Source organism: Pseudomonas sp. BF-R-19, assembly GCF_019956445.1.
In the GTDB taxonomy this organism is placed as follows: Bacteria; Pseudomonadota; Gammaproteobacteria; order Pseudomonadales; family Pseudomonadaceae; genus Aquipseudomonas; species Aquipseudomonas fluorescens_BH.
Genome location: NZ_JAHBDN010000092.1, coordinates 160,981 through 185,220, shown reverse-complemented (window position 1 = coordinate 185,220; position 24,240 = coordinate 160,981). Strand labels below are relative to the sequence as shown.

Genomic DNA, 24,240 nt, shown 5'->3' with positions numbered 1-24,240 from the left:
GCAGCCAGTCCATCCCGCTAATGCGGAATGAGGCTCAATGTTGGACAGGAATCAAACGCGAGGCGGTCGCCATACCCCGGACGAGGTCTGTACGGGTAGGGAATCGCTGAAGAAGGAAAGCACTACGGGGTTGAACACGGTTACAGGGGGCTTGAGGATCGAGACTTGCAGCATGCCGCCCGTCTTGCATTCCTGGCCCGGCTTACAAGGTTTGCCGTGCTCGGAAGGGCTTTTCATATCGTTGCAGCAATCCATCCCCATGTCGTCCATCATCGCCATGCCCATCGTCTGCATTGGGCAAGGCTCTGTCGGTGCCTGAACGCCCGCCATCCCGCTGAGGGGAAGCGTCAAGCTGATCATGAAGATGATACAAAACCGCAGATAGCGTTTCATGGGCTGGAGTGTAGTCGCTGCAAATGGCTCTTACAATTGAATGCATGGTCTCAACGGCCTGCCGACGGCCCTGATTCGGGCGATATCACCGTATCTGAATTAAGCCAGCATTATCGCTAACATATGATTTATGCAGCATTGAGCGTGAAGGCGGTATTGGCCGTTTGCAACTCATAGCGGCAGGTTCCAACCGGCCAAAAACAGTCATTCACTAAGTGCGTGACGTGGCAATGCAACCGAAATCAAAGCTGCAAGCAGCACGAAGGCACTCGATATCCACAAACACGCCCCCAGCCCATACACCTGATAAATCCAGCCGGACAGCACCGTGCCCATCAACCGTCCCATGGCGTTGGACATGTAATAAAAACCCACATCCAGCGACACACCATCCTCCTTGGCGTAGGACACGATCAAGTAGCTGTGCAACGACGAATTCACCGCGAACAGCACGCCAAAAACCATCAATCCACCCAACAGCACCACCTGTTGTGACAGCCCGGTGTTCAGCCCGAGAGCAATTGCCGCAGGCAGACCGGCCAGTGCCAGCGCCCAGAGAAATGCCGCACGACCGTCTGGTACATGCCCACGTTTCTTTCCTGTGATGTTGGGCGCGAAGGACTGCACGATGCCGTAGCCAATCACCCAGGCTGCCAGGAAGCCACCCACCTTCCAGAAGTCCCAACCGAAGACACTACTCAGGTACACCGGCAAGGCCACCACAAACCAGACATCGCGGGCGCCGAACAGGAACATTCGCGCCGCTGAGAGGATATTGATTGCCCGGCTTTTGGACAGGATGTCGCGAAACTTCGGCTTGGCTTTCGCTTTGCCCAGGTCCTTCTTCAACAGGATCAAGCTGCTGATCCAGATCAGCGCCAGGACAGCCGCCATGGCTAGCAAGGCGCCTTTGAAACCAATCAAGGCCAGTAAGACTCCGCCAAGAAAGAAGCCGACGCCCTTGAGTGCGTTCTTCGAGCCGGTGAGGATCGCCACCCACATGTAGAGTTTGCCCTGCTGCCCATCGGGGACCAGGAGCTTGATCGAGCTTTTGGCACTCATCTTGTTCAGATCTTTGGCGATCCCGGACAACGCCTGAGCGCCCATCACCCACGGGATGGTCAACAAGGCCGAGGGCACCGTCAGCATCAACAGCGCCGCGACCTGCATACCCAGCCCGATGTTCATGGTTCGGTTCAGACCCAGCCGAGCGCCGAGGTAGCCACCCACCAGGTTGGTGATCACACCAAAGAGTTCGTAGAACAGAAACAACGTCGCGATTTGCAGTGGGCTGTAGCCCAACGCGTGAAAGTGCAGCACCACCAACATGCGCAAGGCGCCATCGGTGAGGGTGAAGGCCCAGTAGTTGCCCGTCACGAACAGGTACTGCCGCACTTGCGGCGCGAGGGCTGACAACGCTTTCATGACCGCTCCTTAGACTGCCAGACCAACCATTCTGGCCAGTTCGACGGTGCGGTTGGCATAGCCCCACTCGTTGTCGTACCAGGCATAGAGTTTGACCTGGGTGCCGTTGATGACCATGGTCGACAGCGCATCGATGATCGATGAGCGCGGGTCGGTGCGGTAGTCAATGGACACCAGCGGACGCTCCTCGAAACCAAGGATGTCTTTCAGCTCGTTCTCGGAAGCGTCCTTGAGGAACTGATTGACCTCTTCAACAGTAGTGGCACGCTCGACTTCAAAGACACAGTCAGTCAGCGAGGCGTTGGCCAATGGCACGCGCACGGCGTGACCATTCAGGCGTCCACGCAGCTCCGGGAAGATTTCGGCGATAGCCGTGGCCGAGCCGGTACTGGTTGGAATCAGGCTCATGCCTGAAGCACGTGCACGGCGCAGATCCTTGTGCGGCTGATCGAGGATGCTTTGGGTGTTGGTCAGGTCGTGGATGGTGGTGATTGAACCGTGGCGAATACCCAGCTTTTCGTGGATGACTTTCACCACTGGCGCGAGGCAATTGGTGGTGCAGGAGGCGGCAGTGACGATGCGGTGCTGCGCAGGGTCGAAAAGGTGCTGGTTAACGCCCATCACCACGTTCAAAGCGCCTTTCTCCTTGACCGGCGCACAGACCACCACACGTTTCACGCCTTGGTCCAAGTAAGCCTGAAGCACCGCGACGGTTTTCATCTTGCCGCTGGCTTCAATCACCAGATCGCAGCCCGACCAATCGGTATCGGCAATCGCCTTGTTGGCCGTGACTTTGATCCGCTTGCTGTCGATGACGACGCTATCGCCTTCGGCGCTGGCTTCGTTGTTCCAGCGGCCATGCACCGAGTCGAAGTTGATCAAGTGCGCATGTGTTGCCGCGTCACCCGCTGGATCGTTGATCTGCACGAATTCGAACTCTGGCCAGCTCCAGGCCGCTCGCAGAGCGAGGCGACCGATCCGGCCAAAACCATTGATGCCAACTTTGATAGTCATGTTGTTGTGCTCTGTCTCTGTTGTCAGTGGGCGTTCGACTGGGTGTCAAACTGACCGATGTATTCGATATGGGCAGTTTTCCATTCATCAAACTGAGCCTGAAATTGCCTTTCGTCTTCCGCCTGTGCAGCGCCAATCTTGCCTACCGGGGCTACGCGTTGACGAGCGTCTGGTTTGAAGAGCCGAGCCCGGAAACTTGGGAGATATGTAGCGGCCGCATACGTAGCCTCTTTCTCAAGAGTACCGCTTTTGAGTGGCTGTCCGGGTTCGGGATTGGAGAGAAGCCGCTTCCATTTCACAGACTCGGCACACTCCTTGTGCATTGAAAGGAGGATATCTATGTGATTTTCGTACACTTCAACTTCATACGCTGCTTGTTCCAGCGCTTCCATCTTTGCGTACGCTTGAATCGCCCCGGAAATATAGAGGTGCAGTCGTTCGCGACAGGCGCATGTTTTTTCGACGATTGAGAGCTCATCATGAACTTCAAGACTCCGGGATAGCCATTGGCGGTAGCGGCCCCTGCTGGTACTGGCCGGTTGCTCGACGCCTACGGTGGTGACCCTGCAGGACGGCACCCAGTATCTGACCAGGGACATGCCGAAAACCAAGACCAAGGACGGTTCCTTCGAGTTCGAGGATATTTCCGGGGGCGAGGGTAAAGGTCAAGGCTGACGAAGTGAGCACGATTCGTCAGGAAGACTGAAGACTGAAGACTGCGTTATCGTTCATCGCGGACAAGCCCGCTCCACACAAGGTTGGCGCATATCCTGTGGGAGTGGGCTTGCTCGCGATGAGGCCCTGCAGAAGCCGCATCACACTCAGGCGATAACGATCCCGCCGCTGGACAGACTGTCCAGCCCCACGCCAACCAGCGTCACCGAATCATTGCCAAACGTCAGCACGGTATCCTGCCCCACCACCGTGGCATGGGTCCGGAAGTCGTCGTTCGGCGTCACGCCCTGAACCCCGAGAAACACCAGTTTGTCGTTCGCCTGATACCCAACCACCCGGTCCTGGCCGAACGCGCCGCTGAACAGGAACGTATCGATCCCGCCCCCTGACTCCAGCAGGTCGTTGCCTGCCCCGCCGACAAACACGTCGTTGCCCTTGCCACCGATCAGATGATCGTTGCCGTCCAGGCCAAACAACCAATCACCAACAGCCTGTGCCTTTAGCGTATCGGCCCCTGCACCGCCCTTCACCGTTGAGGCGTACTGAGTCAGTTGATTGCCGATCGCGAGGCCATTGGCGGTCACGCTGTGGGTCACGTCATCCTTGAACAGTCCCCACAGGAAACCCGGCTCTTCGGTCACGATGCTACCGATGTCGCGGGTGATGCTGATGCCGCCATTGGCGTCGCGGATGTACAGGTTACCGGCGCCGTCATTGGCAAAATCGAAATTCTTCACCGACTGCTGCAAATCGAACACGTTATTGCCCTTGCCGCCCAGCAGGATGTTGTAGCCGCCGCTGTCTCGAAAGGTGTCGTTGCCGTCACCGCCGTCCAGATAGTCATTGCCCTTGCCGCCCTGAATCAGGTCGCTGCCGTCACTGCCAATGATGAAGGTACTGCCCTTGTGGGTTTCAGCATTGCGGTTCAGGTCCTGGACCCAGGTGTTGGCGCGTGCCGGGTCCGAAAGATTGGCAACGATGATCGTCGAGTCTTTGCTGGTGAGGTCGTAGAACTTCGACTCCAGCACCCGGGTCATGCCGTCGCCGTAAGCGGTGGGCAGGTGCGAAATCCAGGTCGGGATGTTGAGGATGGAAAATGGCAGCAGGTTCCACGCCGTCGACGCGTAGTGGTCGTTGAAGCTGACGATGTTGTTGGTCGCCGAGTCTTGATGGGCATCGTGCACGCCGACCGATGCCAGGTTGAACGATGAGCCGTCGAGCGCACGGAACACCGGATCGTTTTCATAGCCGATATTCAGCACTTTATCGGTGGTGCTTTGGGTCGGTGAGGCATAAGCGACGTAATTCGAGTCCTTGAAGAAACCGCCCCATTTATCGTTGCTCAAATCCGCCAGGCTGTTGACTGCCAGCCCGCCGAGGCTGTGCCCGCTGACCAGTACGTCCTTGCCTGACAGGCCGTTGGCGCTGGCAAACGCGGCAACGTCGCCGAACAGTTTTGCGAAGGCCTCGCCTGCGTAGTTTTTCGCATAATCCTGGGGACCCAATGCCGCCAGCAGGTCATTGATCACATCGCCGATGGAGTCGCTGATCTGGCTTTCCCGAGGGCCGCTGGTGCCGCGAAAGGCGATGCCGATTTCCGTGAGATGACCCTGTGCATCGTACTTGCCGAGGATCTCCACCTGAGCGCTGGTGTACCCGGCCTTTTCACCAAAGAAGGTTCCGCGCGCATCCGTCTTGCCGTCATAGCCCAGTTGCGTGGCGGTGATGGGGGTCCAGCCGGCCTTCTGCACCGCATCCAGTGCGGCCTTTTCGGAATCGGGGTTCCAGGGAATGCCGGGAATCACACCTTGGGAATCGGTGCCGCCAATCAGCGCCGTGACCAGGGTTGCCGGCAAACCTGCGCCGAATCCGTTGTGCTGGTAACCGGTGGCAAAGCCGTTATCGAGGTTGTGATAGGAATACAGCGTGATTGCCATTGCGTCGGTAAACAACGCTTTGGCGTCTGCTGTGCCGAGGTTTTTGTAGTCGTATACACCCATGGGTATTGCCTCTCTCTCTTTGTTGGAATTGTCAGAGATAGCTCACTACCAGGACGCCTCGATCACGAGGTGCCCCGGAGCATCCAGTGCAGTTGTTTGAACCCGTTACGCAAACACGAACCCGGAAGCCGAAAGGTTATCCAGCCCGACGCCTACCAGGGTCACGGAAAAGTCGCCGACCTTGTTGTGCTCTCTCTTCCTTCAAGTCAGAACTGCCAGGCCAGGGTCAGGCCCACACCGTGGTCCTTATCCTTTGAGCCAAGCAGTCCGTTGTAGTCCAGGCTCAAGCGGGTATCGCGTCCCAGCGCCAGACCGGCCCGGGCGCCGACCAACGCAGCATTGCGATCCAGCGACACGCTCTGCACGGTGAAACCGCTGTTGCCATTGGCGAAAGCCAGGTGGCTTTCGGAACTTGTATTGCTCAGGTTGTGCTGCCAGCCAAGCGTGGCCGCCAGTTCCAGTTGTTTGTCCTCGGACATCGCAAAGACCTTGCTGGCCCGCACGCCGAGCGTCGACAGCAGCGCATCGCGATTGTCCTCGCCGCCCTTCAGCGCGGCGGCATCGCCCTTCTCGGTGAAGCTGTCGCTGTGCAAGTGCACGTAGGCCAGATTGGCGAACGGCTCCAGCGCCAAGGGTTGCAGATCGAGGCGATACGCTGCTTCGGTGAACAGCTGCGCGGTGGTCGCATCGCGTTTGGATTTCTGCTGGCCGCTGACCGCGCCCAATTGCAGGTCGCGTTTGACGTCGATGCGATGCCAGCTATAAGCGCCACCGACGCTCAGGCGCAGGGCATCGATTTCATGCCCCAGATATGCACCCAGGTGATAGCTGTCGACCGAGGCCGACGAATGTGTCCCATCGCCCATACTCAATGAGCTGTCGCTATAGCCAGTAACAAAACCGAGCCGGGTATCTTCAGCGACCAAGCCGTCGACACCGGCCAGCAAACCGCCGATGGAGCGAGTGGAATCGGCATTGTCATGCCCACCGTCACTCTTGCCCCAGGCGCCGAGCACCTTGAGCCAGGCGTTGCTGCGATCATCGGTCGGTGCGCCGGCATCGAACAGATCGCGCTCACGCAGACGCTCGCCCACCGCATCGCGCAGGTAACGGCTGTCGTTGATCAGCAGCGTGCCGATCGCCGGGTGAATCTCGCCGGACAATTGCTGGAAGGCTTGTTGCGCGACGGCTGCGGTTGGCGACAGCAGCAAGGTTTCGTACAGCGGATTGCCCGCGCCCAAATGCTCGGCAGCCGCGCCGACGGCACGCTGGTTCGGCGTCAGGCCGACACTGGCGAACGACGCGGCACTGCGTTCCACCGCCAGTTGAATACCGTTCGCCGAATAGTCGAGGGTACCGCCGAGGAACACATAATTGGGCACCACCTCACCGAAGCGCCCTTCGATGCCAGCAGCCGCCTGCAGGATGTTGTACTGGATGCCGAGCAGGGATTTCGCCTCGCTGGTGGTCAGCAGCGTCGGGCTGTTTTCCAGCGCCAAGCTGACGGTGGCGCCTTCAATCACTGCTTTACCGCCCGCAATGATCTGATCGCTGCTGGTTGGCGATAGCTCGATCGCATAGGTCGAACCGGGTTCGAAGGTCACGTCACCGACCACATTCAAGATGCCGATGGAGTTGCCCGGCGCCACGGTACCGCCGCTTTTCGCGGTCAGCGCGCCGATCCGGCCGGAACCTCCGAGGGTGCCGCGGTCATTGACGGTAACGGCCGACGTCAGCGAACCGTAGACCGCCAGCAGACCGCCATTGACCGCGGTCGCGCCACGATAGGTGTTGTCACCGGTGAGAATCAGGCGACCGGCGCCGGATTTGATCAGGCTGCCCTGATAAAGCCGGTTGGCTGCCGCTGCATCACGGGCCATGCCGACCGCGTAGTCGGACTGCTCCTGCTGACTGGCACCCGCCGCAACGCCATGCTGCCAACCCTTGTCTTGCAGGGTTTGCTGCCAGGCGTTGTGTTCGGCGAGGTCTTCGCTCTGCCGCTGAATCAGCGCCTTGTCAGAGATGTCATTGCTCCAGACATCGCTCTGCCCCGCCCCCAGGTTGGCGTCAAACGTCGCGAGCAATTGCCCCGGCCCGCGCATCGCCCGCGCCAGGTTGGCCACACCCCAGCCGATCTGCCCGCCCGGCGCATCAGTGACCGAACCGTCGAGCTGGGTGGCGGTGGTCAGCAACACTTCGAGTGCCTGCTGATTGCTCATATACGGGTAGCGTTCCATCACCAGTGCCAGCGCGCCAGTGGCATGCGGTGCCGCCATCGAGGTGCCGGACTTGATCGCGTAACCGCCGCCGGGAATGGTGCTGTCGATCTTCGCCCCCGGTGTGGTGATGCACCAGTATTTGGCGATGCCGCACTGGTTGTACTTCTGCTGATTGCTTTGGTCCAGCCCCGACACCGCCAGCCAATGGCCCTCGAGATCCGGCTGAAAGTACGGCAGCGCCGAACGCACGCTGGCGTTCGGGTAGCCACTGTTACCAGCGCTGAACACGTTGATCACGCCACGGCGGGACACATCGGCAGCGGCATCGAGCCAGGTGCCTTTATTCCAGTGTTGGGCGTAGGCGTTGTGCAGATCGGCCAGTGTCCGGTAGCTGACGTCAGGCGGCTGACTGCCCCAACTGTTGTTGATCGCCCGCACGCCGGCATCCGCCAGGGCGTTGTACACCGCGCTGAAGTAGCGCGGATCGGGGTTGGGGCCGAACAGGAAACTGTCGTTCTTGTTGGTGTTGCCGACATGGATTTGTGCGTTGTACGCCACCCCGTGCATGCCGGAACCGTCGCGGGAGGCGCCCATGGTGCCGACCACGTGGGTGCCGTGGGAGTCGTTGTTGGCGTTGAGCGAACCGTCGACGTTGAACGCTGAGCCATCAACATACGTGCCGCTGGCCATGACCGCGCGATATCGGTCGGTGGCGAATTCGGGATGGGTGGAATCGAAGCCGGAATCAAGGGCGCCGATCTTCACGTTTTTACCGGTGATACCGGCCGCATAGGCTTGATCGACTTGCATCCGACCCAGGCCCCAGTCGCGCTGAAACTCGGCGCTGCGCCAACTGACGGGATCGCCGAGGGTGCCGGAGTCCAGCCAGGCCGCGGCGGCCGGTTCCGAGCCTGCGCTAATCAAAAGCAATACCATGCCGACCGGGGCCGGTTTGATGCGTACGTCCATGTTGAACACTCACTTTTTTGTTTTTGTGTAGGTTCTGCGCTGTTACCGAGTCCTCGGCCCCTGGCCAAACGCCTCGTCCACCCGAGCCAGATCCTGCTCGCTCAAGGTGCCCGCGTAGTAATGCAACTTGGTCCAGGCCATCAGATAGTCGTAGCGGGTCTGGGCCAGGTCCCGGCGGGTGGTGAACAATTGTTGTTCGGCGTTCAGCGCATCGAGGTTGACCCGCTCACCGCCCAGGATGCTTTGCTTGGTCGACACCACCAGCGCTTCAGCGGAAGTCAGGGCTTTTTGATAGGCCCGCAGCTTGCTCACCCCCGACAGGCAGGCGCTGAACTGCCGACGTAGCTCGATCAGGGTTTCCCGGGTCTTGCCGTCCAGTTCGTACTCGGCCTGTTCCATCGCACGGCTGGCCTGACGGGTCGAGGCCGAGACCCCGCCGCCGGCATACAACGGCACATTGACTTCGATGCCGATGGTGTTGGTGTCGTAACGCTGGTTGTAGGTGTTGCCGCTTTCGGATTCGTTCTGGCGCACCGTGGCGTAGGCGCTGACCTTGGGCAGGTGCCCGGCGCGGTTGCGTTCGACTTCGTGGCGCGCCACCTCCAGCGCCTGACGCTGGGAGGCCAGGTTCGGGTTGTTGGCCACCGCCATCTCGTGCCAGGTGTCGTAATTGGCCGGTTGCAGGGTGAAGGTCTGAAAGTTCTGATCCAGCGGCGCCAGATCGGCGATGTCGATAGTCGGCACGCCGACGAGCGCACCCAGTTCGCGCAAGGACGCATCCTGTTCGTTACGCGCCTCGATTTCCTCGGCAGTCGCCAGTTCATAACGCGACTCGGCTTCAAGTATGTCGGTACGCGTGCCTTCGCCTTGGCGAAACATCTGTTCATTCTGCTGGAACTGTTGCTCGAAGGCTTTTTTCTTGGCCAGGGCAATATCGATCTGGTCCTGGGCGAACAGGGCCTTGGTGTAGTTCTCCAGCACCCGAACCAGCAACTCCTGGCTTTTGCCGCGAAAGTTTTCATCGGCGAACAACGCCTGCGCCACGCCCTTGCGATAAGCGGCGTAGGCCTCGTAGTCGAGCAACGGTTGTTGCAAGGTCAGGCTTGAACCGTAACTGCTGTAGTGGCGGTCATCGGTCTGGTTTTGCCGGTGCTCGTTCAAGTAGGTGGCCTTGGAAGAGTTGCGGCCCTTGTTGTAGTTGTAACCCAGCCTCGGCAACAGCCCGGCGCGGCCGATGGCGCGGTTTTCCAGGCCGGCGTCGCGTTCCTTGATCGCGCCGAGGAATACCGGGTCGTTGCGCAAAGCCTGTTCGTAAATCTCGAACGGCCCCGTGGCCGCTACTGCCGGGTTGCCCGCCAGCAGCAGGAGTGTCGCCCCAAGCATGGAAAACTTATTCATACAACCGAACATCCTTATTCCTCGGTCAACGCGGAGCCTGCCCGGTCGAGCAGCGGTTTGAACAAATAGTTGAGGAGTGAACGTTCACCGGTGCGCACAAACATTTCCGCCGGCATGCCGGGTTTGATCACCAGACCGTTGAGCTTTTCCATGGCCTGATCGCTGACGCTGCTGCGCAGCACGTAATACGGTGCGCCGGTTTTCTCGTCGAGCATCTGGTCGGCGGAGATCAGGCTGACTTCGCCCGGTACTCGCGGGGTGCGGCTCTGGTTGAACGCGGTGAACAGGATGTCCACCGGCAAGTGCGTGCCAACCTTGTCGACCAGGTTGATCGGCAAGTGCCCTTCCACTTCCAGGCGCGTGCCCTGGGGCACGATCTCCAGCAGAGTTTCGCCCTGGCGCACCACCGCGCCGACCGTGTGAACCCCAAGATTGACCGCGACACCATCGGCCGTGGCGAGGATCTCGCTGTGTTGCAGGTCGAATCCGGCGGAGGTCAGTTGTTCCTCCAGGGTCACGCTTTTGAGCTGTGCATCGGCCAGTTGGGTACGGACTTCCTTCTGATACTCCTCGATGTGTTGTTGCAACTTCAGGTGCGATTCGAGGATGCCCTGCTCCACGCGTCCGCTTTCGCCGGTGTTTTCTGCCAATTGTTGTTGAACTTGCGACAGCTGCCGCTGGTACTCCATCAGCCGGTTGCGCGGGATGTAGCCATTGTCCGCCAAGGGCTGGAGATTGCTCAGCTGTTGTTGCAGCGAGTTGGCCTGGGCGCTCAGGTCGGTACGGGCGCGGCGCATGCCGGCCAATTGCGCGCCGGCGCCTTCGATGCTGGCACGCAGGGCCGCTTGTTCGCGGGAGAAAGCATCGCGGCGGCTGCTGAACAACTGGCGCTGGCCTTCCAGCACCAACGCCAGGCGCGGGTCGGGATCGTTGCTCAGCTCGGTGGGGAAACTCACTTGTTTCAGGTTGTCCCGTTCGCTCCGCCAACGCGCCAGGCTGGCCCAGGCCATGCGGTATTGCGCTTGCAGGGATTGCACGTCGGCGGCGACCTGGGTCCGGTCGAGCTGGAACAGCGGCTGGCCCTGTTTCACCACCTGACCTTCGCGCACCAGAATCTGACTAACGACGCCGCTGCTCATCGATTGCACTGCCTTGCGCTTGCCCGACACCACCACCGTGCCTTGCACCGCAATGCCCTGATCGAGCGGCGCCAGACTGGCCCAGGCGAAGAAACTGCCAGCGCCGACGATCGCCAGAATCCAGCCCAGCCGGGCAAAGTAACGTGCGTCGCGCTCAGGACGTTCCGCGAGGTAATCGTGTTCCATCGTGGCTTCATTTTGACTACTCATGTGTGCGCGGCTCATACACCCGAGTTCCTTGTCGTGGGCTGATACTGCCGGCTCATGCTGAGCCCGCCCGGTGTCTGTGGAGCTTTTTCACGTTGCTGTTCCTGGGCGGCGGAAAGTGCCTTGAGTACCTCCTGGCTCGGGCCGAATGCCTGCAAGCGGCCGTCATTGAGCACCAGCAGCTTGTCGGCCTGGGCCAGCGCGCAGGAGCGATGGGTGACCAGAATCACGCTGGTGCCCTGGGCCTTCATTTGTGCGATCGCACCGGCCAGGGCCGCTTCGCCCACGGTGTCGAGGTTGGAGTTCGGTTCATCCAGCACCACCAGGCTCGGTTGGCCATACAGCGCACGGGCCAGCGCCACGCGTTGTTTCTGCCCACCGGACAAACCACTGCCGTCCTCGCCGAGTACGGTGTCGTAGCCCTGGGGCAAACGCAGGATCAGTTCATGCACGCCGGCCTGCTGCGCAGCTTCAACGACTTTATGTGCATCGGCTTCGCGGAACCGCGCGATGTTTTGCGCGATGCTGCCGCTGAACAATTCGATGTCCTGTGGCAGGTACCCGATGTAGGGACCGAGGTCGTCGCGGTTCCAGCGATGGATATCCGCACCGTCGAGCCGCACCGTACCGCCGAGGGTCGGCCAGACACCGACCAGCACCCGGGCCAATGTCGACTTGCCGCAACCCGAAGCGCCGAGCACGCCCAGCACCTCCCCCGCAGCAAGGCTGAAATTGACCATATGCAAGGTTGCCGCACGTTGCCCCGGAGGACCGGCGCTGACTTGTTCGAAGCTGATCTGGCCCTTCGGGGCAGGCAGCGCCATGGCTTCGTCACTCGGTGGAAACGCTTGCAACAAGGCATCGAGACGGCGGTAAGCGAGCTTGGCGCCGCTCCACTGTTTCCACACGGCGATCAACTGATCGATGGGGCTCAGGACGCGGCCCATCAGGATGGAACCTGCGATCATCATCCCGGCAGTCATGTCGCCCTTGATCACCAGCAAGGCGCCAAGGCCCAGTACCAGGGATTGCAGACACAGGCGCAGGGTTTTGCTCAAGGAGCTGATAACGGCACCAGTGTCACTGGCCTGGTTCTGCAGGCCGAGGAAACCTGAATGCACCTGGAACCAGCGGTTGCGCAAAGCCCCCAGCATGCCCATGGCCTGGATGGTTTCGGCGTTATGCAGGTGACTGGTGGCCAGTTGGCTGGACTTCTGGGAAAAACCCGCCGCTTCGCCCAAGGGATTTTTGGTCATCGCCTCATTGAGCCAGGCCAGCCCGATCAGCAGCACCGCACCCGCCGTGGCAAAGATCCCGAGCCAGACGTTGAACAGATAGATCACGAACAGGTAGACCGGAAACCAAGGCGCATCGAAGAAGGCAAACAACGCCGGGCCGGTGACAAACTGACGAATGTGCGTCAGGTCGCCCAATGCCTGCCCGGCGTTACCCTCGCCCTTGAACAGATTACGTTCGAAAGCCGCCTGATAGACCCGCAGGTTGAAGCGCCGCTCCAACTGACTGCCAATACGGATGACGATAAAGCTGCGAATAACTTCCAGCAAACCGATAAAGGCAAAGAACCCGACAACCATCAGCGACAACATGGCCAATGTCGTTTCATTTTGCGAAGACAAGACCCGATCATAGACCTGGAGCATGTAAATAGAGGGCACTAGCATCAGAATATTGATCAGTGCGGTGAAACTGGCGACGCTAATCAAAATACCCTTGTAATCACCCAGCGCTCGAACTAGAGGTGCAGCAGGAGTGGTCTTCGCCATCTTCATTAAACTTCCTTGAGTTGATTACTCACAGGCACAACCCATTACGCCATTCGTTAAACGAACAGACCCGCTTTTTAGATAGAGGCATTGGGCCGCCAACTTGACCTGATGCTTTTACTCTGGCGCTCGCTGCAGCGACACATTGAATCCAACAGGCAATGTCAGCTTATAAAACTCACTCTTCTGTCGACTGAAAAATGCTGTTTTCGAACCTTCATGGTTGGTCAACGCAATCCCGTCCGGCTCGGGAAACCAGCCGGAGGGAGCCTGACCCAGCCAGCGCACCATACAATCGAGTTGCCCGCCCAGCGTCTGGTCCAGTTTCAATTCAATCAGGCAACCATTTGGCTGTCGGTCCTGCAACAACGCGGACGAGCCTTCCCGGACTTGCCATTTTCCGGCGAGTTCCGACGGGTCCGCTAATTTCAGGCTGTTTGCCATGTTGACATCTCCAAAAAACATCATCAGCGTCGCCGATAGCCATACGCTTTTTTTGCAGGTAAAGACGCGTTGCGTCATAGGACGTTTTACTCCCCACCGTAGCTTTGTTCGCCGCGAGGACAGAGGGCGGCGCATGAAGCGCCGTCCTCCTTTCTCACGTCACATCACGCCACGATGTCCGAGTACGCCGCCTGGCCCACGGTGCTGACCAGGAAGTCAGCCACGCCATGCCCGGAGAAGTCCACCGACAACAGGCTGTTACCGCCCGAATTGCTCAACACCGCATCGCCTGCCGCACCGGTGAATGCACTGACAACGTGCAGGCCTGCGCCGTTGGTGATGCCGGTCACGTCGATCTTGTCCAGGCCGCTGACAAAATCGAGTATCTGGTCTACCGCACCGGGTTTCGAGTCGCTGCTGGCCGCGAACACGAAAGTGTCCGAGCCGACGCCGCCCCACAATTTGTCCGCACCACCAGCGCCGTAAAGGATGTCGTTGCCGGCACCGCCCTTCAGCTCGTTGGACACGTTGTTGCCGATCAGCAGGTCGCTGCCCGAACCGCCGATAGCGTTCTCGACAGTGACGCCCTTGGCAATGGAGACGTTACCCACCATGCCACCAACGTCGGAGAACGAGGCCTCATTGAGGTTGATCTTCTGGTTCTGGGTGAAACCGGAGAAATCCAGAGTGTCCTTGCCGCTCGCATCCCACACCGAGAACACCACTTTATCCGACGATGAAGACGCGCCGAGGAAGTCGCGTCCGGCGTTGGAATTGAAGCCGTAGGTGGTGTCGCCGGTACGGAGCGTGGTGTTGGCGCCATAGAGCTTCTGAATGGCTGCGATATCGTCCATCAGCGGGCCGGACGAATAGGCTTCGACGCCACCCTTGCTGAAGTTCTGGCTGGTATTACTTTCACTCCAGTAGCTCATGACGCTGTAGCCGCGGGTGTCTTGCCCGTAGGACGCGTCGTTGTAGGTCTGCGCGCCTTCGCCGGCGTTGTAGTCGCCAGGGTGGGCCAGGCCCAGGGAGTGACCGATTTCGTGGGTCAGGGTTTGCCGGCCATAGTTATTCAGGTCCGGGGTCTTGTTGGGCGTGTAGCTGCTGTTGATCAGGTACCAGGAAGTTCCGTCATAACCGGCGCCCGTGCCAGGCAGGTAAGCAAACGCCGCTGCGCCATCCTGGCCGCCGCTGTAGTTACCGAAGGTCATGTGACCGTCGCCGCCGGCAGTCTTGTCAGTGAAGGTGACATTGGCCACGTCGGCCCAGGATTGCATGGCGAGCACAGCCTGGGCTTTTTGTTGCGCGCTGAACTGACTGAACCCGGTAATCCCGTGCTTGTACAGGGTGCTCGACGAGGCCGAGGTCAGGAACGTATAGGTGAGTTCGATTTTGCCGCTGCCGTCCTTGTCCTGGTAGGCAGCACCGTCGCGCAGCAATTGGGTGGCGGCCTGGTCAACGGAGAACGAGGGTTTGCCATTGACCGTGAGGTTGCCACCCCGATCATATTGATGGCTGAAGCTATTGATCTGGTTGAATGCAGAACTGGCTACAGCCAATGCTTGCAATGGCTGGAATGCCTGTTCGGCGGAATCAATAGCGTGGACTTTTACTTTCGACATAAACACACTTCCTTGTTTAGCTATGGAACAGTTTTTGTCAGATCGCGACAATCTCTGGCGAGATCGCCCTATCACTCGCCCATTGAAGGCGAAAGAAAACTGACACAATTCGAAATCAAACGTCTACTACTTTTTTGACGTCAAATTGTGTTACCCAAGCAAATGCCCGAAAACAATAGGTGTGCTGTAGTCGCTGTTATCTAAAAAATAGGCGGACCGGAATAATTGTCTGACAATCGACAATTTAATTATTAAATAATGGTAAGTTTATTTTGTAGACTCCTTCACACTTCTCACGTTTATTCATAGATGTGCCCGCACACTCTTTTCATTGGATTAAACGTTTAGTGAGTTATCTCGGCGGTGTTCTATCCAACGCCTTGCGAACCCCTCATTTCGCCTTGGATGTGGCGGGTTTTGCGCACTGCCTTACACTGCATTACACCCAATGCGCACCAAGTCGCACGCGGCGAAGACTGTAGCGACTAGTCCTCGAACATGGAACGACGTTAGCCGCCCGATTGGCTCACTGCCAAAACGGGCAAAAAGCCGCTTCTCAAGATCGGCGTGCGCTCTTCCTGGATCTTTTCCTCAGGATTCAACGGTTTTTGCCCTCAATGGCTATTGACGGTTTATGAGCTTACGCACACCCGATGGATTTTCCCGCCGTCAAGACGCAGCCCCTTTGAGGAGTGAAGGAGAGTCGAGTTACGCTTTTCAGTTTGTGCTCCCTCAAGCCCAGATGCTGCTCATCCACGAAACAAATTGGATAAAATGCGTCTTCCTTCGAATTGCCATAGATGCCCGAGCACGGTGACCCGTACGCGGTAGAGATCGTTATTCTTCCGATACTCACGGGTCGCCCCCTAAGAGGTAACCTTCAACATTTTCTAGGGATAGGGCTTCGAGCAGCACTTGCTCCAGGATGGCAAAAAAACATTTGATGTGAGCCTGCTTTAATGCCTGTGGCCGGGTCACCAGATAGACCTCCATATCTGGAAGGTGGAGATCCGGGAACAACCCGATCAGATCCTTCGCCAATATACGGGGCAGTACAGCCACCCCCATACCTCGCCTCACCGATTCGAGCTGCACGGCGAACGAGTTCACGCTGATCTGCGCGCGGTCCAGACCACCGGCCTTTGCCGCACGCATTTGCGGCAACATGTCCAGCGGGGGAAGCAAGGCAACATTGACCGCCGTGGCCTGGGTCACCCCTGGAAACCGCTTCAGATAATCTGCATCAGCGAAGACACCGTAGGCGAGCCGGCCTATTGGTCGATAAATCAGCGAGGGCTCACCCAGATGAGCTGTACGTACAGCAATGTCTGCCACGCCGCGGACGATCTTGTGAAAGTCGGCTGTTACCATCAGCTCCACCGAGCAACGCGGGTGCAGAGAAGTGAAGCGACTCGCGGCCTCCAGCACACAAGACGAGAACCCCTCTCCTGCACTGACCAGGACACTGCCAGACAGCTCTGTGTGTAGCTCGGATATGCCAGCAGTGGTTTGACGCCTCAAGCCAGCTTCCGCAGCCAGGGCAACTTCCACGAGGGATTGGCCCCGTGAGGTCAACCAGCATCCTTCAACGCCCCGCTCGACGAGTGGCTCGCCCAGTGCGACCTCAAGTTGGGTCAGGCGGCGGGACACGGTAGACGCCGCGATACCCAGCAACTGGCCAGCTTGGAGGAAGCTGCCACGCCGCGAGACTGCCAACAGCAGACGAAGATCGTCCCAATTTGCTTGCAACGCCATGCGTCCTGTCCTCCCTGGTCTGCATATGTGCAAATCCATTATGCAGTAGTCGCTGTTTTTCGGGGGAGGCCTCAAAGGTATATCTACAGGCCCTCGAAACGAATGGAATGGATTGTATGACTACTGGCCCCAACGACTATGCGGAACGCGCCTCAAGAGCCTTCAATCGCCGTGATGTGGAGGCGATGCTTGCGTTGGTTTGCGAAGACTTCATCTACCTCGATGGTATGGGGATTCAAACCGGTCGCGAATCCATGCGCAAACGAGAGACTGCGCTGTTCTATGCGTTCCCTGATGCCCAAGTGACCTTCACCCCATTCATGGTCGCTGGCGATCTTTTGGCGCTAACTGCCAAACTGACTGGCACCTTCGCCGCCCCCTTGGTGCTGCCAGGCCGGGTGATTGCACCTCATGGACGCCACATTACCGTGCACTACGCCGCACACTTCACCTTCAGAAACGGACTGGCCATCCGTGAAGAGGCCTTCTTCGACAGTGCGGTGTTGATGCCGTTAGCCGAACAGGGTGAGGGTTGAGCCATGCGCAGCGCATTTGTTACTGGAGCAACCGGCTTGCTGGGCAACAACCTGGTGCGTGAATTGGTCGCTCGTGGCTACACGGTCAAAGGCCTGGTCCGCTCAAGAGCCAAAGGTGAACAGCAGTTCAACAATCTGCCGGGTGTGGAGCTGGTCGTGGGTGACATGGCCGATGTCGACGCATTCGCAGCATCGCTGCAAGGTTGCGATACGGTGTTTCACACCGCGGCGTTCTTTCGCGACAACTACAAGGGTGGCAGGCACTGGAAAGAACTCGAAAAGATCAATGTGTCTGGTACGCGGCGCCTGCTTAACCAGGCCTACCGCGCCGGTATACGACGGTTCGTCCATACGTCTTCCATTGCCGTGCTCGACGGCGCACCTGGTATGTCCATCGATGAGACATGCCTGCGGGCCGACGCCGACGCGGATGACTACTACCGCAGCAAGATCCTCGCCGACCGTGTCGTCTTGTCGTTCCTGGAAGCACATCCCGAGATGCATGCCTGCATGGTCCTGCCCGGTTGGATGTGGGGCCCTGCCGACATTGGCCCGACCTCCTCGGGACAATTGGTCAACGATGTCGTGAACGGCAAGTTGCCCGGGCTGATCCCTGGCACCTTCTCCGTTGTCGATGCCCGTGATGTGGCAGGGGCGCTGATTGCTGCCGCCCAACAGGGCCGACGAGGTGAGCGCTATCTCGCGGCGGGTCGGCATATGACGATGCGTCAGCTGGTCCCTGTTCTAGGACGTATCGCGGGCGTCAAGACGCCCGTTCGACAACTACCGCTGCCCGTTCTATACACCTTGGCAACTGTGCAGGAGATCTATGCGCGCCTGACCGGCAAGCCCATTCTGCTGAGCATGGCCACCTTGCGCCTGTTGATACGAGAAGAGGACCGCACCTGTTTCAACCACCGCAAGAGTGAACAGGAGCTTGGCCTGAGTTTCCGGGCGCTAGAGCTGACAATCACTGACACCGTGGCGTGGTACCGCGATCACGGCTGGTTTGAAAAGCACAGTGCGCGCGCCTCGAAGAAAAAAAGCTCATCGGTCATGGTCGACAACTGACTTTCGCAGACGGGATTACCATCCAGTCCCAAAGCCGATAATCTCGAGCCTCATTGTGCGGTTTTATGCGGGTACGCGAGGCGTACCTTGAGCTCCCGAAACCGCACTTGCTGGTCATTTACCACACACCAGAACAAGGACGTAAAATGGTGAACAGGGAAATCATCCTGATGCGTCACGGCCAGCCAAAACTGGCCGCAACCGACAAAATCTCAGCGCTCGAGATGAATGACTGGATCGAGCAATACGACCGATCCGAAATTACCCACCACCCGGTCCCGCATGCCAGTATGCAACTCGCCGCAACCGCCACGGTGATTGTTTCAAGCAGCGCGCCTCGTGCGCTGACCTCCGTCCAGGCGCTCGGCCTGAAGCCTGCACTGGTAGACGCACTTTTCTGCGAAGCACAACTACCTTGTGGTCATTGGAAACTGCCACGGCTATCGCCGTTTACCTGGGCATTTATCCTTCGAGTCTTATGGTTGTGCGGTTACTCACGCAACGTCGAATCCGCCGGCACCGCGAGGATGCGCGCCAGCACGGCAGCCAAACGATTACAGTCCCTTGCCAGCGATGGACCGGTTCTGCTGCTCGGTCATGGCTTTATGAATCGAATGATCGCCAATCAACTGGTGGCAGACGGATGGGCTCGCCAAAAACGTAACGGCAGCCAGTATTGGAGTGCGACCGTGTATCAGTACGACGGTGTGTAAGAGGCGCCAACTGGTCGGCAGAGATGCCTGCTAAATGTAGCATCGATGACGTGCGCCGGTACCGGCGCTTGGATATCGTAAGGGGCAGCGCGGTCGTTAGTGTTCATTGATAATCGGCACGCTGCAGCTGCATTAAGGGACGATTCATTCAAGGGAGAGAAGTCGTGTCAGCCACATCTGGGAACAGCAACATTTTTCGACTGGCAACCGCCCAGGCATTGGCGGGTGGTAACTCAGTCATCGTCTATGCAACCGGCGCTATCGTGGGAGACATGCTTGCACCGGATAAAGCATTGGCGACGCTGCCTATCTCCATTTTTGTCGTGGGCATGGCGAGCTGCACGCTACCTGCCGGTGCCATTGCGCAGCGCTATGGGCGCAGTCTCGTGTTTATGCTGGGAGCCTTGTGCGGCATCCTGATGGGAGTGCTGGCTGCGATTGGCATTTATTTGTCTTCCTTCTTCATTTTCTGTACTGCGATGCTATTTGGTGGCGCTTATGCCGCTGTGGTGCTGACGTTTCGTTTCGCCGCCGCAGAATGCGTTCCAGAAAACAGGCAGCCCTGGGCGCTTTCAATCGTCATGGCTGCCGGGCTAGTGGCGGGTGTACTAGGCCCACAGACGGTCACCTATACGATGGACCTATGGGAGTCACACCTGTTTATCGCCACTTACGTTGCGGCCGCATTAATGGCAGTGGTTTCGGCGGCGGTGCTACTAGGTATCAATTTGCCACGCCATGAGGCGGCTGTTCGTACTCCAGGTCGCCCGCTTGCGGTGATTGTTCGGCAGCCTCGACTCATCAACGCCATGCTCTGTGGCGTCATAACTTACACCTTGATGAATTTCCTGATGACTTCGGCCCCACTAGCGATGAAGCATGAGGATCTTTCACTGGAATCATCGAATCTGGCATTGCAGTGGCACGTAATTGCAATGTACGCACCCAGTTTTTTCACTGGAAATCTGATCCACCGTTTTGGGGCAAACCGCGTTGTGTTGATGGGGTTGATGTTAACCGGCACTTCTGTTGCTGTCGGGCTTGCCGGTGTGCAGTCCTACCACTTTTATCTATGTTTAGTGCTTCTAGGGATTGGTTGGAATTTCGGTTTTGTCGGCGCCTCTGCGCTCGTCCTTCAGAGCCATAAAACAAGCGAAAGAAACAGTGTCCAGGCGCTCAATGATTTCATTGTCTTTGGCGCCATGGTACTCGGCTCGTTTGCATCGGGAGGTATATTGAATCGATACGGTTGGACCGTTATCTGTGCGCTTGCCTTTGTACCTGTGCTGGTTGCCATAGCGACGTTGATGTTGAGCGAGCATCGCGTCAGGTATTCAACTCAGGAACGCACAAGCTAGTTCCGCGGGACTGGCTTAGCCTCCGGACCATGATTCGATTCACGCTGGATAACCGGTTTTGCGCAGTGGCGATGGCGAGCGCACCTTGTTCAACTTGCTGACGCCTCCTTTGTGTGAGGGTGTGGAATGAAAAAGCCCGGCACTAGGCCGGGCTCTCTGTAGATGGGCCAAATCCCTTTGGCTGACTGCATCATGCTGGGTGGATGTGACGAGGGTGTGACAGGGCATATATGAAAAGCCCGGCGAGGGTGTGATCAAGCGCATATTGCACCCCTGATGATTCTGTCTAGCCGATTGCAGGCTGCTGCCAAACGATCTAACGGTCGATGCTGGATAAAGCATAGACTGAAAAGTAACCTTCTCCGCCAAGGTCAAGGGTAAGGTGATCTAGCGTGCAATCGTTACACGCTCCTGATTTTACGCGCTATAGCATGAGTCTCTTGGTTGGCTCCTGTTGAGGGTAGCCACCATGCTTTCCAGTCTAGAGCTTCGATACCTGGTCGAGAGAAGCTTTCTCCCGATGTATTGCGCATGCTCAGTTTCATCTGACAACTGTCTTACTGTTCGTATCTACAGTCCAGAGACTGGCCGGATAGACCTTTTCTCTACCGGCATCTCCTGTTCCGAGCTCAACAGCAATCGTGCAATAGAGTGTATGCTCGCCAACCTGCGCAATGATCTCAACGCACATACCGAGCAACTTTCGCTCGTGCGTAATCATTGAGCCCCAGAACCCCGACTTGATCGCTACCTGAACTTGCCTGGTTTTTTTTGGAGAGCTTGCGAGCTCAGCAACGCTTGTGGCCAGGGTTGGCGCCGCGTCTTTTTACTTAGACAACTCCTCGGCGTCGGCAACCATGGTCAAGTATGTTTTAGCAGCTGCAGCAAACCTTCCACATCAGCTAGCGCTGGAGCATGGGCTCCGGCATGGCGGCAAGATATGGATGCGCAAGCCGCTGAAAATTGCAGGCGCTCTCTCAAGTCCACGATCCCCAGCAACTGCGCAGCCAGCCAACCAGCCATACAAGCGTCTCCTGCTCCAACCGTGTCTTCCACCTTCACGGCAATCGCCGGCTGATCGAGTTGGCTGTCCGGGGTGTGGAGAATCATCCCGTGTTCTCCTCGGGTAAAAAGGATCTGCGCCTGAGGATTAAGAGCGCGAAGTTCATCCATTGCCTGGTGTTCTGTCAGCCCTGGATAAATTTGCCGAAGGTCTTCATCGGAAAGCTTAATCATGTCAGCAAGGGTGGTCATCGTAGGGAAGGTCTGCTCCCGATAATGGCTATCCATTAAATTGCGCCAGTTCGGATCATAGCTAATCCGTTTACCGGCTTTTTTGGCCTGCTGAGCAATTTTAACCAGCTTGTCTGCGAGTGGCTGTCGAGCCAAACTGATGCAGCTGAAATGACACAGCTCTGCTTGGTTGATCCATCCTTCGGGCATCAGATCCGGATCAAAAAACAGATCGGCATCTCCAGCAAAAAAGTATCTTGGAGGACGGCTCGATGGAACGATGGCAACCAAAGGATCTCGGTCTACCCGTTGGATAAACCTCATATCCATTGCTGCTGCTTCCGACTGCGAAACTATCTCGTCACCCAGTGAATCCATGCTCACCGACCCGGCAAAAGCACTGCTGACACCCAAGCGACTTAGCGCTCGTGCAACGTTCCAGGGAGCACCACCCGGGTAGCCCTTCCACTGTCCAGGAGTGCCTTGGACAAGATCGGTCAGGGCTTCGCCAAACACTATTGCGCGAGGCAATACCATCGTCATTTCCTCAATATTTTGTCAAAGGGAACTGCTGGCTGATCAGCTTCGACCGGCAATCACTTACTCAATGCGCTTCGATGAACGGCAGGGTTTGTTGAAGTTAGAGAAGTTCTCATAGCCAACCGCAAAGCAGATGTTGGCCGGACGCGTTCAAGTATTAAAACCAGGTTTCCATTTGTATACCGTATTGCCATACACCTCCGGCTTTGAAGTCCGTCATGCCAAAGGAGTCTGTGGTACTGAATCCGTCCAGATCCGAAGACCAGTTCATGAAGCTTGCGAACACTCGCAATTCGGGACGGGTAAGAAGATCTCCAACCTCGGGTTTGAATGTCGGGGCGACAGTGAATTTCCAAAAGTTACCGTCGACCGCATTACGTTGTAGATAGCCCTTCGGGTCGAGGTTCATGGTTTGCCAGCTTATTTCGTAGGCCATCTCGAAATTGCTGTTGATTTCATTGGCTAAACGCACGTTCAGGGTCAGCCAGCGGTAGTCGTCACCCTTGACGTATCTATCCTTGCTCTGTTCGGCCAGCAAGCTGGGCCCGATGCGCCAGTCAGGCGCAAGGGGTGTCTCACCGTAAAGTGCCAGACGCAGAGCGCGGGCATCGTCGATGAGTTCGCCATCCGAGCCGATGTTCTTGACCTCGGCTCCCAGACCTTGCCCATAGAGCAGCGCCGTTTTGAAGAAGCCTTCCCTGCCGAAAAAGTTTTTCTGGTGATTGGCCAGCATGCTGTGCAAGCCGGAATCCGCAGGTGTCAAACCCGCTGCATTGGTTCGGGTAGCGAAATCGTTTTTCTTTGCGCCGATGGCATTGAACATCCACTGCCACTGACCATCCTCGAAGAACTGGTTGGAGGTCAGGATGTAGCTTTCCACATCGGCACTAAGATCGCCTTGACTGAAATCCCCGTAGTTACGCCCGATCAAAGAGTAGTTCGAACGCCAATTCTTGTTCATCTGCATATCGTAGATTCCACCCCCGGTGCCGGCCAGATAGACAACGTCCGAGTCCAGCCAGTGGATATCGAAATTATCTCTATCGAATCGCTTGCCTGCCCACAGGGTGGCGTTCTCGAACACTGAATTGCCCTTGAACGCAGCCAGATGGTCAAGCGCTGTGAATACCTGGCGCACGTTCAGTTTGCTTTCGTCGGCCGTCCAGTCATTGGAACTTTCCACACCGTCGGCGATGGAGACCGTGAATTTGGAACGGGTGCCGTTTTGCGCATAGATTTCTTTCGACAGGTCTATACGCATGTAGGTGTCGTCCTCGTTACCGAGTCGCCCGACTGCACCACCGACTGAACCGGCAGGGGTTTCATAAGGGCCGCCACGACCACCCCCCAGCCGATCGTTGATCAGCAATCCGGAGCGGGCGTAGCCGTTGAAGCTGAACCCATCAGTGAGGTGTCCGGTACTGCCCTCTTTCTCCAGGCTTTGCTGACGGGCCTCGAGTTTTGCCAGTCGGGTATCCAAAGCGGGCGCCGAAATTACTGCCGCAGTAGACGCGGCGGGCTGCAAGGGAGCAGTGGCGAGTTTGATCTGCTGCAATTCCCTGGCGAGTGCCTGGGTTTGCTGTTCGGCTGCGGCCGCACGCTTCTCCGCGGCGCTGGCACGGGCTTCAAACGCGACCATGCGTTCTTCCAGAGTCGCGGCCTGAGAGGTTACCGCCGAGGTGCCGAGCACGCCTGCGAGTAGCCAGCTTGATGCTTTCTGCATGTGGATTTCCTGTTTTGTTTTT

The 24,240-nt window shown here is 57.8% G+C and carries 19 protein-coding genes and 1 pseudogene; 6 read left to right on the top strand and 14 right to left on the bottom strand.

Annotated elements, in window-relative coordinates; all coding sequences use genetic code 11:
- Window positions 1–51 precede the first annotated feature (51 nt).
- The 4 genes from KGB28_RS26615 to KGB28_RS26600 all read right to left on the bottom strand — a co-directional run bounded on the left by KGB28_RS26615 (window position 52) and on the right by KGB28_RS26600 (window position 3,224).
- On the bottom strand, window positions 52–393 hold the full coding sequence (locus KGB28_RS26615; protein ID WP_223448527.1) for a hypothetical protein: 342 nt from the start codon (window positions 391–393) through the stop codon (window positions 52–54).
- 204 nt (window positions 394–597) lie between these two features.
- Window positions 598–1,818 carry an organoarsenical effux MFS transporter ArsJ gene (gene arsJ, locus KGB28_RS26610; protein WP_223448526.1) on the bottom strand — a complete coding sequence of 407 codons (1,221 nt, stop codon included), beginning with the start codon at window positions 1,816–1,818 and terminating at the stop codon, window positions 598–600.
- 9 nt (window positions 1,819–1,827) lie between these two features.
- Window positions 1,828–2,832, bottom strand: a complete 1,005-nt coding sequence (locus KGB28_RS26605) for an ArsJ-associated glyceraldehyde-3-phosphate dehydrogenase (protein WP_223448525.1) — start codon at window positions 2,830–2,832, stop codon at window positions 1,828–1,830.
- A 23-nt stretch (window positions 2,833–2,855) separates the two neighbouring features.
- The gene (locus KGB28_RS26600) at window positions 2,856–3,224 is read right to left on the bottom strand and encodes a hypothetical protein (RefSeq protein ID WP_223448524.1); all 369 of its coding nucleotides are present in this window, start codon (window positions 3,222–3,224) and stop codon (window positions 2,856–2,858) included.
- A 114-nt stretch (window positions 3,225–3,338) separates the two neighbouring features.
- Between KGB28_RS26600 and KGB28_RS26595 the strand changes: the two are divergent.
- Window positions 3,339–3,538, top strand: a pseudogene (locus KGB28_RS26595) (YgdI/YgdR family lipoprotein).
- 115 nt (window positions 3,539–3,653) lie between these two features.
- Here KGB28_RS26595 and KGB28_RS26590 read toward each other — a convergent pair.
- The 8 genes from KGB28_RS26590 to KGB28_RS26555 form a co-directional block, all read right to left on the bottom strand.
- Entirely contained in the window at window positions 3,654–5,507 is a 1,854-nt protein-coding gene (locus tag KGB28_RS26590) for a polyurethanase (RefSeq protein ID WP_223448523.1), read from the bottom strand.
- A gap of 206 nt (window positions 5,508–5,713) precedes the next feature.
- Window positions 5,714–8,695: an autotransporter domain-containing protein gene (locus KGB28_RS26585; protein ID WP_411740606.1), complete on the bottom strand. Its 2,982-nt coding sequence runs from the start codon at window positions 8,693–8,695 to the stop codon at window positions 5,714–5,716.
- A 42-nt stretch (window positions 8,696–8,737) separates the two neighbouring features.
- Complete coding sequence (locus KGB28_RS26580) at window positions 8,738–10,105, bottom strand: TolC family outer membrane protein (protein ID WP_223448522.1); 1,368 nt, start codon at window positions 10,103–10,105, stop codon at window positions 8,738–8,740.
- Window positions 10,106–10,107: 2 nt separating this feature from the next.
- Entirely contained in the window at window positions 10,108–11,442 is a 1,335-nt protein-coding gene (locus KGB28_RS26575) for an HlyD family type I secretion periplasmic adaptor subunit (RefSeq protein WP_411740605.1), read from the bottom strand.
- An 11-nt stretch (window positions 11,443–11,453) separates the two neighbouring features.
- A complete protein-coding gene (locus tag KGB28_RS26570) occupies window positions 11,454–13,229 on the bottom strand; it encodes a type I secretion system permease/ATPase (RefSeq protein ID WP_223448520.1) in 1,776 nt (591 codons plus the stop codon).
- 111 nt (window positions 13,230–13,340) lie between these two features.
- Entirely contained in the window at window positions 13,341–13,745 is a 405-nt protein-coding gene (locus KGB28_RS26565) for an AprI/Inh family metalloprotease inhibitor (RefSeq protein ID WP_223448519.1), read from the bottom strand.
- A gap of 86 nt (window positions 13,746–13,831) precedes the next feature.
- A complete protein-coding gene (locus KGB28_RS26560) occupies window positions 13,832–15,289 on the bottom strand; it encodes a serralysin family metalloprotease (RefSeq protein ID WP_223448518.1) in 1,458 nt (485 codons plus the stop codon).
- An 852-nt stretch (window positions 15,290–16,141) separates the two neighbouring features.
- Window positions 16,142–17,044 (bottom strand): LysR family transcriptional regulator, encoded by a 903-nt coding sequence (locus KGB28_RS26555; protein WP_223448517.1) that lies wholly within the window; start codon window positions 17,042–17,044, stop codon window positions 16,142–16,144.
- Window positions 17,045–17,160: 116 nt separating this feature from the next.
- Between KGB28_RS26555 and KGB28_RS26550 the strand changes: the two genes are divergently transcribed.
- The 5 genes from KGB28_RS26550 to KGB28_RS26530 all read left to right on the top strand — a co-directional run bounded on the left by KGB28_RS26550 (window position 17,161) and on the right by KGB28_RS26530 (window position 21,446).
- Entirely contained in the window at window positions 17,161–17,580 is a 420-nt protein-coding gene (locus KGB28_RS26550) for an ester cyclase (protein WP_223448516.1), read from the top strand.
- Window positions 17,581–17,583: 3 nt separating this feature from the next.
- Window positions 17,584–18,651: an SDR family oxidoreductase gene (locus KGB28_RS26545; RefSeq protein ID WP_223448515.1), complete on the top strand. Its 1,068-nt coding sequence runs from the start codon at window positions 17,584–17,586 to the stop codon at window positions 18,649–18,651.
- 170 nt (window positions 18,652–18,821) lie between these two features.
- Entirely contained in the window at window positions 18,822–19,364 is a 543-nt protein-coding gene (locus KGB28_RS26540; protein WP_223448586.1) for a histidine phosphatase family protein, read from the top strand.
- Between the two features lie 164 nt (window positions 19,365–19,528).
- Complete coding sequence (locus tag KGB28_RS26535; protein WP_223448514.1) at window positions 19,529–20,722, top strand: MFS transporter; 1,194 nt, start codon at window positions 19,529–19,531, stop codon at window positions 20,720–20,722.
- A 469-nt stretch (window positions 20,723–21,191) separates the two neighbouring features.
- A complete protein-coding gene (locus tag KGB28_RS26530; RefSeq protein WP_080932635.1) occupies window positions 21,192–21,446 on the top strand; it encodes a DUF1652 domain-containing protein in 255 nt (84 codons plus the stop codon).
- Window positions 21,447–21,583: 137 nt separating this feature from the next.
- Here the strand turns inward: KGB28_RS26530 and KGB28_RS26525 are convergent, their stop codons facing one another.
- Window positions 21,584–22,492 carry a carbohydrate kinase family protein gene (locus KGB28_RS26525; RefSeq protein ID WP_223448513.1) on the bottom strand — a complete coding sequence of 303 codons (909 nt, stop codon included), beginning with the start codon at window positions 22,490–22,492 and terminating at the stop codon, window positions 21,584–21,586.
- Window positions 22,493–22,652: 160 nt separating this feature from the next.
- The gene (locus KGB28_RS26520; protein WP_223448512.1) at window positions 22,653–24,218 is read right to left on the bottom strand and encodes a carbohydrate porin; all 1,566 of its coding nucleotides are present in this window, start codon (window positions 24,216–24,218) and stop codon (window positions 22,653–22,655) included.
- Window positions 24,219–24,240 lie beyond the last annotated feature (22 nt).

What these genes read in the sequence shown, in the direction of transcription:
- KGB28_RS26590 (WP_223448523.1), bottom strand. Translation starts at nt 5,507, where the DNA reads ATGGGTGTATACGACTACAAAAACCTCGGCACAGCAGACGCCAAAGCG.
- KGB28_RS26585 (WP_411740606.1), bottom strand. Translation starts at nt 8,695, where the DNA reads ATGGACGTACGCATCAAACCGGCCCCGGTCGGCATGGTATTGCTTTTG.
- KGB28_RS26540 (WP_223448586.1), top strand. Translation starts at nt 18,822, where the DNA reads ATGCGTCACGGCCAGCCAAAACTGGCCGCAACCGACAAAATCTCAGCG.
- KGB28_RS26580 (WP_223448522.1), bottom strand. Translation starts at nt 10,105, where the DNA reads ATGTTCGGTTGTATGAATAAGTTTTCCATGCTTGGGGCGACACTCCTG.
- KGB28_RS26605 (WP_223448525.1), bottom strand. Translation starts at nt 2,832, where the DNA reads ATGACTATCAAAGTTGGCATCAATGGTTTTGGCCGGATCGGTCGCCTC.
- KGB28_RS26575 (WP_411740605.1), bottom strand. Translation starts at nt 11,442, where the DNA reads ATGAGTAGTCAAAATGAAGCCACGATGGAACACGATTACCTCGCGGAA.
- KGB28_RS26525 (WP_223448513.1), bottom strand. Translation starts at nt 22,492, where the DNA reads ATGGTATTGCCTCGCGCAATAGTGTTTGGCGAAGCCCTGACCGATCTT.
- KGB28_RS26550 (WP_223448516.1), top strand. Translation starts at nt 17,161, where the DNA reads ATGACTACTGGCCCCAACGACTATGCGGAACGCGCCTCAAGAGCCTTC.
- KGB28_RS26570 (WP_223448520.1), bottom strand. Translation starts at nt 13,229, where the DNA reads ATGAAGATGGCGAAGACCACTCCTGCTGCACCTCTAGTTCGAGCGCTG.
- arsJ (WP_223448526.1), bottom strand. Translation starts at nt 1,818, where the DNA reads ATGAAAGCGTTGTCAGCCCTCGCGCCGCAAGTGCGGCAGTACCTGTTC.
- KGB28_RS26555 (WP_223448517.1), bottom strand. Translation starts at nt 17,044, where the DNA reads ATGGCGTTGCAAGCAAATTGGGACGATCTTCGTCTGCTGTTGGCAGTC.
- KGB28_RS26545 (WP_223448515.1), top strand. Translation starts at nt 17,584, where the DNA reads ATGCGCAGCGCATTTGTTACTGGAGCAACCGGCTTGCTGGGCAACAAC.
- KGB28_RS26530 (WP_080932635.1), top strand. Translation starts at nt 21,192, where the DNA reads ATGCTTTCCAGTCTAGAGCTTCGATACCTGGTCGAGAGAAGCTTTCTC.
- KGB28_RS26615 (WP_223448527.1), bottom strand. Translation starts at nt 393, where the DNA reads ATGAAACGCTATCTGCGGTTTTGTATCATCTTCATGATCAGCTTGACG.
- KGB28_RS26560 (WP_223448518.1), bottom strand. Translation starts at nt 15,289, where the DNA reads ATGTCGAAAGTAAAAGTCCACGCTATTGATTCCGCCGAACAGGCATTC.
- KGB28_RS26600 (WP_223448524.1), bottom strand. Translation starts at nt 3,224, where the DNA reads ATGGAAGCGCTGGAACAAGCAGCGTATGAAGTTGAAGTGTACGAAAAT.
- KGB28_RS26520 (WP_223448512.1), bottom strand. Translation starts at nt 24,218, where the DNA reads ATGCAGAAAGCATCAAGCTGGCTACTCGCAGGCGTGCTCGGCACCTCG.
- KGB28_RS26565 (WP_223448519.1), bottom strand. Translation starts at nt 13,745, where the DNA reads ATGACGCAACGCGTCTTTACCTGCAAAAAAAGCGTATGGCTATCGGCG.